This window comes from Caballeronia sp. ATUFL_F2_KS9A (assembly GCF_023630765.1).
Lineage (GTDB): Bacteria > Pseudomonadota > Gammaproteobacteria > Burkholderiales > Burkholderiaceae > Caballeronia > Caballeronia zhejiangensis.
This window is the reverse complement of sequence record NZ_JALQEK010000048.1, coordinates 64,226-76,974: the sequence shown is the minus strand read 5'-3', so window position 1 is coordinate 76,974 and position 12,749 is coordinate 64,226. Positions and strand designations below refer to the sequence as shown.

Here is a 12,749-nt window from a genome sequence, read left to right as displayed (position 1 = left end):
ACGGCGTCGGCGTCGGCGTCGTGGTGCCTGTGTTGCCGGTGCTCGCGTTATCGGTGCTCGTGCTATCCGTGCTCGACGCGGGAGCGGGCGCGCTGGCCGTGGGCGAAGATGTGCCGCTCGACGCGGTGTCGTCGGAGGTGTCGCTCGCGGTGGCGGGCGGGCTCGTCGTGAGCTTGGTCGTCCCCGTGCCCGATGGCGATGTATCCGATCCCGTCACGCTCGCGGAAGAAGCCGACGCGCTGCCGCTCTGCGCGGCGCTACTCGATGATGCGTTGTCGCTGCTGCCGCCACCGCCGCCGCCGCATGCGGCGACCAACACGCTCACCGCTGCAACGAGCGCAATAGACTTGAATCGGATGAAGCGGAAGGCCGGAGCGAAGTTCGTCATTTCAATACGGATTACTAAGTGGCTGACATCCATCTCCACGAAGTAGGCGTACGTTGCGCGAGTCGTCCGGACGAACGCGGACGGACCGGTAACGGACCTTCGTCCCGCGTCGGACGCAGGAACGGTGGAATGCTTGTCGATTAACCCCGGTGAGCCGTCCGGAAGAGGGCGCTGCCGGACACGTGGGGCGAAGAGGAGACCGCGTCGAAGCCGGTCTCAATAGGGTTTACGGCAGGGATGAACGGGACTTGAATGAATTTCGTCCGATGCAAACGTTACGACGCGAAAGATCGGGAAAACTTACCCGGAGAGGGGACGGTCCGGTTCGAGCGCCGCGCCGCCGAGGATGGACGTGGCGTCGGCGCGTGCGTTGTCGAGCTGCACGACGCTCGCCTGACGCGCCGCGAGCGCATCGCGGTTCGCGATCGCGGTGAAGATCGCCTTGTGACGCGGTAGTGACAGCGCGTGCGTATTCGGGTGGCGGCTCGTGAGCTTGATCGACTCGCTGAGCGCGAGCGACAGCATGTTGCCGATATACGCGAGCATGTCGTTGTGCGTCGCCGCCATGATCGAGCGATGAAACTCGAGGTCCGGAACGAGCAGATCGGCGGCGGTCTGCGCACCTTCCATGCGCTCATACGCAGCGCCGATGCGCGCGATGTCGTCATCCGTCGCGGAGATGGCCGCGAGCGCGGCGGCGGCCGGTTCGATGATCTGGCGGACTGTCATCAGCGAGCGGAAGAACTCGCCTTCGGGAAGATGGCTGATGGTCCAGACGAGCACGTCCGGGTCGAGCATGTGCCATTCGTCGCGCGCGCGCACGACGCTGCCCACGCGCGGCTTCGATACGACGAGCCCCTTCGCGACGAGCACGCGCGTCGCTTCGCGCAGCACGGGACGGCTCACGCCGTAGCTTTCGCAGAGCGTGGGCTCGGCGGGCAGACGCTCGCCCGGCGCAATGCGCCCGCTGACGATCTGCATGCCGAGCTCCTGCACGATGCGTCCGTGCATGCTCTTGCGTTGCTTGGGGTTGCGGTAATCCATGACGCGCAGCTCGAAACGGCTATTGAGCGGTCGTCGCGCGCATCGCCCGATATTCCCGTCTCACGATGTCCATCAGTTCCGCGACCGATGTGTTCGCGCTGCGCTGCTCGTAAGTCACGCGGCCGCGCTGCATCAACATGATGCGATCCGCGATGTCCAGCGTCTGCGCATAGTTGTGCATGATCATGATGATCGAGAGGCCGCCCTTTTCCTTCAAACGCATCACGAGATCGATGATGAGCGCGGCCTCGCGCGCGCCCATCGCGGCGAGCGGCTCGTCGAGCAACAGGATTTTCGCGTTCGAATGCACCGCGCGCGCGACCGCGATCGCCTGACGCTGACCGCCCGACAGACGCTCGACCGGCAGATCGACCGAAGGCACATGTACGCCGATATCCTCGAGACATTGCGCCGCGCGCTCGCGCATCTGCTTGTGGTCGACGAGCCTGAACGGACCGCGCCGCACGATCTCGCGATTGAGGAACATGTTGTGATAAATCGACAGCGAATTCGCGAGCGCAAGGTCCTGATACACGCATTCGATGCCGAGCGCGCGCGCATGATCGACGGACTTCAGCAGCGTTTCCTCGCCGTGCACATGCAGCGTGCCGCTCGTCTGCTGATGAAAGCCCGTGAGAATCTTCACGAGCGTCGACTTGCCCGCGCCGTTGTCGCCGAGAATGCCGAGAATCTCGCCACGGCCGAGCGTAAGCGACACGCCGTCGAGCGCCGTCACCGCGCCGAAGCGTTTGACGAGCTTGTCGCCGCGCAGCGCGAGATCGGTGGCGGCTGCTGCTTGCGGGTCTGCCATCACCGTGCTCCCTTGCGGCGAATGCGGCCGATGTGGATATTGAAGATCATCGCGGCGAGAATCGCGGCGCCGAGAATGATGTTGAACGTGAACGCGTTGATGCCGATGAGCGTGAAGCCATCGCTCAGAATGCCGAGCACCGCCGCGCCGAGCAGTCCGCCGACAATCGTGCCCGAGCCGCCCGTCAAGGGCGTCCCGCCGATCACGGCAGCGGCCACGGCGAGGAACATGATCTGATTGCCGCCCGCTTGCGGATCGATCGACGTGATGCGAAAGCTTTCGAGAATGCCCGTGAATCCGGCGAGCACCGCCGCGAGCACGAAATTGCCGAGCCGCAGCCGGTTCACATGAATGCCCGCTTCGCTCGCGCCGAGCGGATTCGCGCCCGCCGCCTGCGTGTGCAGACCCCAGCGCGTATGCCGCAACAGCACATGCATGACGAACGCAATCGCAACGGTCCAGATGATCTCGCTATAGCCCCACGCGCCCATCACGGCGGCGAATTCCGGCGAGCCCGGCGTCGCGGCGGGCGTGCCCCGCGAGACGGTCAGCGTGATGCCGTTGATGAGAAAGAGCGTGCCGAGCGTCGTCACGAACGAAGGCAGGCGCAGAAAGACCGTCACCGCGCCGTTCACGAAGCCGATGATCGCCGCGGCGATGAGCCCCGCGATCACCGCGAGCCACATCGGCGCGCCCGCTTCGTTCGCGAACACCATCATGAACGGCGCGAATGCGAAGACCATGCCCGCCGACAGATCGATGTCGCCGCCGATCATCAGCATGATCTCGCCGAACGCGATGATCGCGACCGGCGCGACATACTGCGAAAGGTTGACGAGGCTCGCGTTGCTAAACAGGAAGTCGTGGTTGATGAACTGGAAGTAAGCCGCGAGCAGCACGGCCACGAGGAGGATGCGCAACTCCGGCGCCCAATGCGACGCCCACGCACCGCGCGGACTGGCGATCCGCGCGGGCGTCGTTGCTTTACGGGGTTCGTTCACTGTGTTCATCAGGACTTGATGGCCCCTTTCATCGGCACGATTTGCGGCTTGGTGGTCTTGCCTTCATAACGCGTCGACGTGTTGAGATACGGCTCGACCGTATCCTTCGTCACGAACTTGAGACCGGTATTGATGTTCGCCGGCCCGACGAGCCCGCCCGACGCGAGGAACACGAACGCTTCCATCACCGTGTAGAAGCCCTGCACATACGGCTGCTGGTCGATGGTGAAATCGAGGAAGCCTTCGTGGATGAGCTGGATCGTCTGCGGCAACAGATCGAAGCCGCCGCCATGCACGCCCTTCGACGGCAGGTTCGATTCCTTCATCACTTGCGCGACGCCTTGCGTGCTGCCGGCATCGACTGCGAACATGCCTTTCAGGTCCTGATGCCCGAGATAGAACGACTTGATCTTCGACAGTTCTTCGTTGACGGTCGCGCCCGTCGCAACGGTCTGAATGTCGATCTTCTTGCCGGATTTCTTGATCGCATCGCTCGCGCCGTCGAGACGCGGCTGAATGTTCAACTGTCCCGGCGTCGCGATGAAAAGCGCGACCATGCCGCTGTCGATCATGCTGGCGATTCGCTCGCCCATCTGATATCCCGACAGATACAGATCCTGTCCGATGTAAGCGAGCCGCGGATTCGTCTTGCCGCGCGGCGCATCGGCGTTGTAAGCGAATACGGGAATGCCGGCGTCGAGCGCGGCCTGAATGGGCTTGTCGAATGCGTTCGGATCGACGATCGGCACGGCGATCGCATCGGCTTTCGCAGCGATCGCAGAATTCACCGCGCGCACCATTTCGCCCGCGTCGGACGTGGCCGAGCCGGTCCACTGATAGTCCATGCCGAACATGGAGCACGCATCCTGAATGCCGTATTGCGTCGGCACGAAGAACGGGTTCGTCGTCACATGATTGACGAACACGATCTTCCATTTCTTGTGCTGCGGAAACGCCGCTTCGGCCGCCTGCGCGGACGAGATCAAACCGCCGCCACCGGTCACGCCGCCCAGGAGCGACAGCGCCGCGCCGAGTCCCGCGCCCTGCATGATGCCGCGCCGGCCCGCGCTGATGAGCTTGCTGTCGTTTGCGTCGTCATCCCGATTCTGCGCCATGTGTTCCTCCGGTCTCTTCTTCGTTGGTCGATGGGTCGACTCATCGTCGATCGCTGTCAGATACTGGGTTTCACGGCACGTCATACACACGCGGCTTTCATCGATGAAAGAACGAAGCGTTGCGGATGACCGTGCGAACAGTGCGAGAGGGCGATTCGAGAGCGCGGCGTTTTGAACTAGTAATTGGGACGACGAAGCCCGCGCGCTGACTTCAATAGACAAACTATATGCAGAGTGTTTTGACGTGGCGATTAGCGTTTTCCCGGTACGCCCCATCGATATAGTCATGCTATTTATAGGTCTTTCCCATCAAGTGATCAAAGCCATGAGCGCCCCAAAAGCCAAGCTCCGTTCGGCCGCGTGGTTCGGCACCGCCGACAAGAACGGGTTCATGTACCGGAGCTGGATGAAAAACCAGGGCATTCCGGACCACGAGTTCGCGGGCAAGCCGATCATCGGCATATGTAATACGTGGTCCGAACTAACGCCGTGCAATTCGCACTTCCGCAAGCTCGCCGAGCACGTGAAGCGCGGCGTGTTCGAAGCGGGCGGGTTCCCCGTCGAGTTTCCGGTGTTCTCCAACGGCGAATCGAATTTGCGTCCCACCGCGATGTTCACGCGCAATCTCGCGAGCATGGACGTCGAGGAAGCGATACGCGGCAATCCCGTCGATGCGGTCGTGCTGCTCGTCGGCTGTGACAAGACGACGCCCGCGTTGCTGATGGGCGCGGCGAGCTGCGACGTGCCCGCGATCGTCGTCTCGGGCGGACCGATGTTGAACGGCAAGCACGAAGGACGCGACATCGGCTCGGGCACGGTCGTATGGCAACTCAGCGAGCAGGTGAAGGCGGGCAAGATTTCGATTCACGAGTTCATGTCGGCGGAAGCGGGCATGTCGCGCTCGACGGGCACCTGCAACACGATGGGCACTGCATCGACGATGGCGTGCATGGCCGAAGCGCTCGGCGTCACGCTGCCGCACAACGCCGCGATTCCGGCGGTCGATTCGCGTCGCTATGTGCTCGCGCATCTGTCGGGCATGCGTATCGTCGAAATGGCGCTCGAGGATTTGCGTCTGTCCAAGCTGCTCACGCGCGAGGCCTTCGAAAACGCGATTCGTGCGAACGCGGCGATCGGCGGATCGACGAATGCGGCGATTCATTTGAAGGCGATCGCGGGGCGCATCGGCGTGAAGCTCGAACTCGACGACTGGACACGCATCGGTCGCGGCACGCCCACGCTCGTCGATTTGCAGCCTTCGGGCCGCTTCCTGATGGAAGAGTTCTACTACGCCGGGGGCTTGCCCGCCGTCTTGCGGCGTCTCGGCGAAGCGAACCTGATTCCGCATCCGGATGCGCTCACCGCGAACGGCCACACGCTGTGGGAGAACGTGAAGGAAGCGCCGCTCTACAACGACGAAGTGATTCGCCCGCTCGACAAGCCGCTCGTCGCCGATGGCGGATTGTGCGTGCTGCGCGGCAATCTCGCGCCGAATGGCGCGGTGCTGAAGCCGTCGGCGGCGACGGCTGCGTTGCTGAAGCATCGCGGGCGCGCGGTCGTGTTCGAGAACTTCGACGACTACAAGCACCGTATCGCCGATCCCGATCTCGATGTCACGGCGGACTCCGTGCTCGTCATGAAGAATTGCGGGCCGAAGGGTTATCCGGGCATGGCGGAAGTCGGCAACATGGGCTTGCCGCCGAAGCTGCTCGCGCAAGGCGTGACGGACATGGTGCGCGTGTCGGATGCGCGCATGAGCGGCACCGCGTATGGCACCGTCGTGCTGCACGTCGCGCCCGAGGCACGCGCGGGCGGGCCGCTTGCGATCGTGCGCGATGGCGACTGGATCGAGCTCGATTGCGACAACGGCGTGCTACGCATCGACATCGGCGACGATGAAATCCGCGCGCGCCTCGATGCGTGGAACGCGGCGAAGAGCGAGATTCCCGAGGATAAAACGGGTTATCGCAAGCTGTACGTCGAGCACGTTCTTCAGGCCGATGAAGGTTGCGACTTCGACTTTCTCGTCGGATGCCGTGGCGCGGAAGTGCCGAAGCATTCGCACTAGCCGCTATCTGCGCGGCTTCCATGTGGCGATGGCGACGCCGAGCACGGCGACGCCCATCGCATACCATGCGGTCCTCGGCAGCACTTCGCCGAGAAAGAAGTACGACAGCACGGCGGCTGCCGGCGGCACGAAGAAGAACAGCGACGCGACTTGCGAGACCTTGCCCGCACGCGTCATCGCGAGCAGCAGCGTGATCGCGATCAGCGAATTGCCGACGACGAGATACGCGAGCGTCGCGATGAATGCCGGCGTCCATTGCACTTGCGTGTGCTCGAAGAGCAAGGCCATCGGCGCGCAAAACACGAAGCCGACGCTGTATTGCACGAGATTCGATGTCACCGGATCTTGCGCGGTCCCCAAGCGCTTTTCATAGAGCATCGCGGCCGTGATGCCGACGAGCGCGCCGATCGCCATCAGCACCGGACCGAGCGATTCCGCATGCAGCGGCCCGCGCGCGACGATCACGCCGGCCGCGCCCGCGAGCCCGAGCAGCAAGCCGATCCATCTGCGCACGCCGATGCGTTCGCCGACGAACTTCGGCGCGAGCACGCCGACGAGAATCGGCTGCAACGACACGATCAGCGCGAGCACGGACGTCGCGATGCCCGCGGTCATCGACAGATAACTCAGTCCGAAGTACATCACCTGCACGAGAAAGCCGACGACGCCGAGATGCAGCCACGCGCGCGCGTTGCGCGGCCATTGCGGACGCTTCACGGCGCATACCGCGAGCAGCAGGCCGACGCTCAATGCGAAGCGTATTGCGAGAAACGTCAGCGGCGACGCGTAATGCAGGCCGGTTTTCGCAATCGGAAAGCCGGCGGACCAGAGCAGCAAAAAGAGAATCGGACCGCCGGTCGTGAGCCAGCGGCGTTCGTTGTGCGTGCTGCGGTCTTCCTTCCGGCCGATGTGCGGCGCTTGCGCCATGTTCGCGTCCCCGTGCTTGTAAGCGGATGCTGTCAAAGTACCCGATTGTAGTGTCCGCGACGCTGCGGACGACAAGGACGGTTCGCCGATCGCGTCGCCTTAATCCGCGACATGCACGGCGACATCGGCGAGACTTTCCGCGATCCATTCGGGCGGCGGGGCGTCGGTGAAGAGCGCGTCGATCTGGCTGAGATGCCCGAGTTTCACGAGCGCGGCGCGGCCGAACTTCGAATGATCCGCAACGAGAAACACCGTGCGCGACTGCTCGATGATCGCCTGCGCCACGCGCACTTCCGCGATGTCGAAGTCCCGAAGCGTGCCGTCTTCCTCGATGCTCGAAATGCCGATGATCCCGAAGTCCACCTTGAACATCCGGATGAAGTCGACGGCCTGCTCGCCCACGACGCCCTTGTCGCGCGCGCGCACTTTGCCGCCCGCGACCATCAGGTCCGCGTCGGACTCGTCCGCGAGAATGTTCGCCACGTTCAGGTTATTCGTGATGACGCGCAGGCCCGTATGCTGGCGCAGCGCGCGCGCCACTTCCTCGGTCGTCGTGCCGAGATTGATGAAGAGCGTCGCGTGATTCGGAATCTCCGCCGCGACCCGCCTCGCGATGCGACGCTTCTCGTCGAGAAACATCTGCTGACGCGCCGTGTACGCGGCGTTCTCGGAGCTCGTCAGCGCGCTCGCGCCGCCGTGATATCGGCGCAGCAGGTTCCGATCGGACAGCCAGTTGACGTCGCGCCGGATCGTCTGCGGTGTGACGTCGAATTGCGCCGCGAGGTCTTCGATGGTCGCGAAGCCGTCTCGGGCGACGCGATCCAGCAGCGCGCGCTGCCTGCCGTTCAGTGCTTGGTCGGATGTCATCGAAAGCTGCTCGGAATCGCAAAAAAATGAAAATTATCGGATGCGCGCAGTGTACGACGAAAGCCGCCGCCGACCAACGCCGGCTCTGAAATTGCCGGTTCACATGCGCTCGAACAGTGCGTCCGCCATCTTTCCGTCGACGCCACGCGATGCTACGATGGTTGAAAACGAATATTCAGATTCGTATTCGAACATTCTCCGAACCGGCTGTCTGGAGTGGCCGCATGAGCCAGCGACGTTTTATCCTTGCCCTCGACCAGGGCACGACCAGTTCCCGCGCGATGCTGTTCGCCCATTCGGGCAGCGTGATAGCGAGCGCGCAGCGGGAGTTCGCGCAGCATTATCCGCAGCCGGGGCGGGTCGAGCACGATCCCGCCGACATCTGGCAGTCGCAACTCGCCGTCGCGCACGAAGCGATGCAGAAGGCCGGCGCGCGGGCTTCGGATATCGCCGCCATCGGCATCGCCAATCAGCGCGAAACCACGCTGCTCTGGGACCGGCAAACGGGCGCGCCCGTCGGACCCGCGATCGTCTGGCAGGACCGCCGCACCGCCGCGCATTGCGCCCGTCTGATCGAATCCGGCGCGGAATCGCTCATCGAAGAAAAGACGGGCTTGCGCATCGATCCATACTTTTCCGCGACCAAGCTCGCGTGGCTGCTCGACAGCGCGCCCGGCCTGCGCGCGCGCGCGTGCCGCGGCGAATTGGCGTTCGGCACCGTCGATAGCTGGCTCCTCTGGCAACTGAGCGCAGGCCGCCGCCACGTAACCGATGTATCGAATGCCGCGCGCACCGCGCTCTTCGACATCCGCGCAGGCGCATGGGACGACGGGCTGCTGGCGCTCTTCGATATCCCGCGCGCCGTGCTTCCCGAAGTCGTGGCATCGAGCGGAGCGATCGCCCATACCGACGCCGCGTTGTTCGGCGCGCCGATTCCGATCACAGGCGTCGCCGGCGACCAGCAGGCCGCGACCTTCGGGCAGGGCTGCGTCGAGCCGGGCCTCGTCAAGAATACCTACGGCACCGGCCTTTTCATGCTGATGAACACAGGCGCGCAGCCGGTCGCATCGCGGCATCGGCTGTTGACCACGATCGGCTGGGAATTCGGCGGGCAGCGCACCTACGCGCTGGAAGGCGCGGTTTTCATGGGCGGCGCGATCGTCCAGTGGCTGCGCGACGGTCTCGGGTTCATCGAAAGCGCGGCGGAAATCAGCGCGCTCGCCGCGCAATGTTCCTCGAGCGAAGGCGTCGTGCTCGCGCCCGCATTCGCGGGTCTGGGCGCGCCGTATTGGGATCCCTACGCGCGCGGCACGCTGCTCGGCATGACGCGCGGGACGAATCGCGCGCATATCGCGCGGGCCGCGCTCGAAGCCATCGCGTTCCAGACGGTCGATGTCCTCGACGCGATGGAAGCCGATGCCGGCATCGCCGTGAGCGAGCTGCGCGCGGACGGCGGCGCGTCGCAGAGCGACCTGCTGATGCAGATTCAGGCCGATCTGCTCGGCCGTCCCGTCGTGCGCCCGAGCGTCACGGAATCGACCGCGCTCGGCGCGGCCTGCCTCGCCGGACTCGGATCGGGCTTCTGGTCGAGCCGCGACGAAATCGCGAGCGCGTGGCCGCCCGCGCGCCGGTTCGAACCCGCGATGGCGTCGGCGGAACGCGCGATGCACATCGAGCGCTGGCATCGCGCGATCGATCGCGCCCGCGCCTGGGAACATCCCGCCGAAGAACCGCTTTCCACGGTCTGACATGAAAACGAACATGCCATCCGGACGCGCGGCGCTCTTGCGCGAAACAGATCAGACGCCGTTCTTCGATGTCGTCGTGATCGGCGGCGGCGCGAGCGGTCTCGGCACGGCCGTCGATGCGGCGTCGCGCGGTTATCGGACCTTGCTGCTCGAAGCGCGCGACTTCGCGAAGGGCACATCGAGCAAGGCCACCAAGCTCGTGCACGGCGGCGTGCGCTATCTCGCGCAGGGCAACATCCCGCTCGTTCGCGAAGCGTTGCGAGAGCGCGGACTGCTCGCGCGCAATGCGTCGCATCTCGTGCACGCGCTCGGTTTCATCGTTCCCGCGTACCGGCTCGGCGACAAGCTGACGTACGGCGCGGGCCTCAAGATCTACGACTGGCTCGCGGGCTCGCTCAACCTGCGCGCGAGCCGCAGCCTGGATCTCGCCGAAACCCGCGCGAAATCGCCGATGCTCGCCGAATCGCTGCACGGTCACGCGCTGCGCGGCGGCACGCTTTATTTCGACGGCCAGTTCGACGACGCGCGTCTCGCCATTACGCTGATGCGCACGCTCTTCGATCTCGGTGGCGTCGCGCTGAACAATGCGGCGGTGCGCGGCGTGCAGTTCGATCGCGCGGCGGGGCGTCATCGGCTGGAGGTGGAGGACGTCGAAAGCGGCGACCGGTTCGCGGTGAACGCGCGCTGCGTCGTCAATGCGACGGGCGTCTGGGTCGATTCGATCCGCGCGATGGCCGAGCCCGGCGCGCGCCCGATCGTCGCGCCGAGCCAGGGCGTGCATCTGACCTTGCCCGGCCGCTTCCTGCGCAGCGATAGCGCGATCCTCGTGCCCAAGACGCAGGACGGGCGCGTGCTGTTCATCGTGCCGTGGCACGGTCACGCGATAGTCGGTACGACCGACACGCCGCGTCACGACTTGCCGCTCGATCCGCGCGCGAGCGACGAGGACATCGATTTCATTCTCGCGACGGCTGCCGATTATCTGTCCGTCAAGCCGACGCGCGACGATGTCCTGAGCGTATGGGCGGGGCTGCGTCCGCTCGTGAAGTGTGACGGCGCGGCATCGACCGCGTCGTTGTCGCGCGAACATACCATCGAAATGAACGCGACCGGCATGATCACCGTGACGGGCGGCAAGTGGACCACGTACCGTCTGATGGCGCAGCAGGTGATCGATCTCGCCGTCTCGAAGCAACTGCTGAGCGCTGCGCCGTGCCGAACGGCGTCGTTGCCGCTGCATGGATCGACGGCGGAGCAACACGGCTACTACGGTTCCGATGGGGCAATCATCGATCGTCTGCCGGGCGCGCAAAACGTTCTGGTGAAGGCGAGCGGCCTGACCGAGGCGCAGACGCGCTTCGCGGCGCGGGCCGAACTCGCGCGCTGTGTCGAGGATGTGCTCGCGCGGCGCAATCGCGCGTTGTTTCTCGATGCCGCCGCCGCCCGCGATGCCGCGCCCGAAGTCGCCAGAATCATGGCCGAAGAACTCGGGCACGGCGCGCAATGGCAAGCGGAGGAAATCGCGCGTTTCGATGCGTTCGCGCGAACCTGGATGCTGTCGTAGCGGCGCGTCGATCAGAACGCGTGCCGGATGCCGACCATCGCGACGAACTGCGACGGTCCCGACGAAGGCGACGCGTTCTGCGAATCGCCGACGACCGCCACGGCATTCGCAATCGCCACGCCGCCCGTTCCGCCCGACGCGATGAGCGACTGACCCCGCGCGTGCTGACACGCCTGCAGCGCATAAAACGTAGTGCGCGCCGACAGGCTGTACGTTTCCTCGAACGAAATCTGGTGATACTGCGCCGCATCGCCGATGCCGTTGGCCCTGCTCGCGCGCGTGTAGCTGTAGCCCGCCGCGACATTCACCGCGGGTGTGAACCGGTAAGTGGCGATGGCGCCGTAGCTGTTGGACACGGCTTCATCGGCGAAAAGCGAGCGCGAGCCCGGCGCATAGTGCACGTTGGAATAGTTGAGGCCGAGCATCAGATCGTTGTACGTGTAGCGCGCCGCCGCCGCGATCAGTTGCGCGCTTTGTGCGCTCGCGTAGCCGTTGTTCACCGGCGAGTTGATCGCGAAGCTCCCGAGCGCCGGGCTGGTCGCGATGTCTTTCAGCTTCACGTAGCCCGCCGCGATCGCGAAAGGCTTGTAGTCGTAGCGAAGCGCGGCACTGAAGTTGCTGCCGCTCGCGATGCTGCCCGGCGCGCCGCCGAGCGCGTATTGAACGCTGAACGCGAGACCCGCGATCACCGGCGACGCATACGTGACCGCGTTGTTGAAGCGCAGCGTGGTGTCGAGGGCATCGACGTCGCCGGGATGCGCGCCGGTCGCGCCGGTCAGCACGCCCGTCGGTCCGAGCGCGCCGACCATGCTGAAGTAAGGCGTGTACTGGCGGCCGAGCGTCAGCGTGCCGTAACGCTTGTGGCTCAAGCCCGCATAGGCTTGACGATTGAACATCGCGTTTGCGCTGGCTTGCGCGCCCGTCAGCGAATTGAAGCCGCTTTCGAGCCGGAAGATCGCCTTCGTGCCGCCGCCGAGGTCTTCCGCGCCGAGAAGCCCGAACTTGCTCGCCTGCAGATTGCCCTGGCTCATGTAGACGTTGGACTGCCCGCGCTGGTTGCTGACATACGCGAACGCGTTATCGACGACGCCGTAGAGCGTGACGCTGCTTTGGGCCGTCGCCGTGCCGCTGAACAGGGCGACGGCGAGAGAAATGGACGTGAGGACGCCTGCGCGCGTCCGTGCGCGATTCAAGGACTTCATTGCTGATTACTTTC

Annotated in this window: 11 protein-coding genes; 4 read left to right on the top strand and 7 right to left on the bottom strand. The window is 64.7% G+C overall.

What is annotated here, in order from left to right; genetic code table 11:
* Window positions 1-20 precede the first annotated feature (20 nt).
* Window positions 21-434: a hypothetical protein gene (locus NCS67_RS32065; protein WP_350029144.1), complete on the top strand. Its 414-nt coding sequence runs from the start codon at window positions 21-23 to the stop codon at window positions 432-434.
* A gap of 254 nt (window positions 435-688) precedes the next feature.
* Here the strand turns inward: NCS67_RS32065 and NCS67_RS28035 are convergent, their stop codons facing one another.
* The 4 genes from NCS67_RS28035 to NCS67_RS28020 are packed head-to-tail and all read right to left on the bottom strand — an operon-like array spanning window position 689 to window position 4,359.
* Window positions 689-1,432, bottom strand: coding sequence for a FadR/GntR family transcriptional regulator (locus NCS67_RS28035; protein ID WP_008346102.1), 744 nt, complete (start codon window positions 1,430-1,432; stop codon window positions 689-691).
* Between the two features lie 19 nt (window positions 1,433-1,451).
* Window positions 1,452-2,243 carry an ATP-binding cassette domain-containing protein gene (locus NCS67_RS28030; protein WP_008346100.1) on the bottom strand — a complete coding sequence of 264 codons (792 nt, stop codon included), beginning with the start codon at window positions 2,241-2,243 and terminating at the stop codon, window positions 1,452-1,454.
* Window positions 2,243-3,253 (bottom strand): ABC transporter permease, encoded by a 1,011-nt coding sequence (locus NCS67_RS28025; protein WP_008346099.1) that lies wholly within the window; start codon window positions 3,251-3,253, stop codon window positions 2,243-2,245. Before NCS67_RS28025 ends, NCS67_RS28030 begins: the two co-directional genes overlap by 1 nt.
* Window positions 3,253-4,359 (bottom strand): sugar ABC transporter substrate-binding protein, encoded by a 1,107-nt coding sequence (locus NCS67_RS28020; protein ID WP_008346098.1) that lies wholly within the window; start codon window positions 4,357-4,359, stop codon window positions 3,253-3,255. Before NCS67_RS28020 ends, NCS67_RS28025 begins: the two co-directional genes overlap by 1 nt.
* Window positions 4,360-4,684: 325 nt before the next feature.
* On the opposite strand from NCS67_RS28020, the gene NCS67_RS28015 reads away from it, so the two are divergent.
* On the top strand, window positions 4,685-6,427 hold the full coding sequence (locus NCS67_RS28015) for an IlvD/Edd family dehydratase (protein WP_008346097.1): 1,743 nt from the start codon (window positions 4,685-4,687) through the stop codon (window positions 6,425-6,427).
* A gap of 3 nt (window positions 6,428-6,430) precedes the next feature.
* Here NCS67_RS28015 and NCS67_RS28010 read toward each other — a convergent pair whose 3' ends face one another.
* Together NCS67_RS28010 and NCS67_RS28005 are read right to left on the bottom strand one after the other, a co-directional pair.
* Window positions 6,431-7,354, bottom strand: a complete 924-nt coding sequence (locus NCS67_RS28010; protein WP_008346096.1) for a DMT family transporter — start codon at window positions 7,352-7,354, stop codon at window positions 6,431-6,433.
* Between the two features lie 99 nt (window positions 7,355-7,453).
* Window positions 7,454-8,221: a DeoR/GlpR family DNA-binding transcription regulator gene (locus NCS67_RS28005; RefSeq protein WP_008346095.1), complete on the bottom strand. Its 768-nt coding sequence runs from the start codon at window positions 8,219-8,221 to the stop codon at window positions 7,454-7,456.
* 224 nt (window positions 8,222-8,445) lie between these two features.
* Here NCS67_RS28005 and glpK point away from each other — a divergent pair, with 224 nt between their 5' ends.
* Both glpK and NCS67_RS27995 read left to right on the top strand, forming a co-directional pair.
* Window positions 8,446-9,969, top strand: coding sequence for a glycerol kinase GlpK (glpK, locus tag NCS67_RS28000; RefSeq protein ID WP_175980313.1), 1,524 nt, complete (start codon window positions 8,446-8,448; stop codon window positions 9,967-9,969).
* A gap of 1 nt (window position 9,970) precedes the next feature.
* Complete coding sequence (locus tag NCS67_RS27995) at window positions 9,971-11,533, top strand: glycerol-3-phosphate dehydrogenase/oxidase (protein WP_502801880.1); 1,563 nt, start codon at window positions 9,971-9,973, stop codon at window positions 11,531-11,533.
* 11 nt (window positions 11,534-11,544) lie between these two features.
* Here the strand turns inward: NCS67_RS27995 and NCS67_RS27990 are convergent, their stop codons facing one another.
* Window positions 11,545-12,735, bottom strand: coding sequence for a porin (locus tag NCS67_RS27990; RefSeq protein ID WP_250437523.1), 1,191 nt, complete (start codon window positions 12,733-12,735; stop codon window positions 11,545-11,547).
* Between the last annotated feature and the right edge of the window lie 14 nt (window positions 12,736-12,749).

What these genes read in the sequence shown, in the direction of transcription:
- NCS67_RS28010 (WP_008346096.1), bottom strand. Translation starts at nt 7,354, where the DNA reads ATGGCGCAAGCGCCGCACATCGGCCGGAAGGAAGACCGCAGCACGCAC.
- NCS67_RS28005 (WP_008346095.1), bottom strand. Translation starts at nt 8,221, where the DNA reads ATGACATCCGACCAAGCACTGAACGGCAGGCAGCGCGCGCTGCTGGAT.
- NCS67_RS28025 (WP_008346099.1), bottom strand. Translation starts at nt 3,253, where the DNA reads ATGAACACAGTGAACGAACCCCGTAAAGCAACGACGCCCGCGCGGATC.
- NCS67_RS28020 (WP_008346098.1), bottom strand. Translation starts at nt 4,359, where the DNA reads ATGGCGCAGAATCGGGATGACGACGCAAACGACAGCAAGCTCATCAGC.
- NCS67_RS28015 (WP_008346097.1), top strand. Translation starts at nt 4,685, where the DNA reads ATGAGCGCCCCAAAAGCCAAGCTCCGTTCGGCCGCGTGGTTCGGCACC.
- NCS67_RS27990 (WP_250437523.1), bottom strand. Translation starts at nt 12,735, where the DNA reads ATGAAGTCCTTGAATCGCGCACGGACGCGCGCAGGCGTCCTCACGTCC.
- NCS67_RS28030 (WP_008346100.1), bottom strand. Translation starts at nt 2,243, where the DNA reads ATGGCAGACCCGCAAGCAGCAGCCGCCACCGATCTCGCGCTGCGCGGC.
- NCS67_RS27995 (WP_502801880.1), top strand. Translation starts at nt 9,971, where the DNA reads ATGAAAACGAACATGCCATCCGGACGCGCGGCGCTCTTGCGCGAAACA.
- glpK (WP_175980313.1), top strand. Translation starts at nt 8,446, where the DNA reads ATGAGCCAGCGACGTTTTATCCTTGCCCTCGACCAGGGCACGACCAGT.
- NCS67_RS28035 (WP_008346102.1), bottom strand. Translation starts at nt 1,432, where the DNA reads ATGGATTACCGCAACCCCAAGCAACGCAAGAGCATGCACGGACGCATC.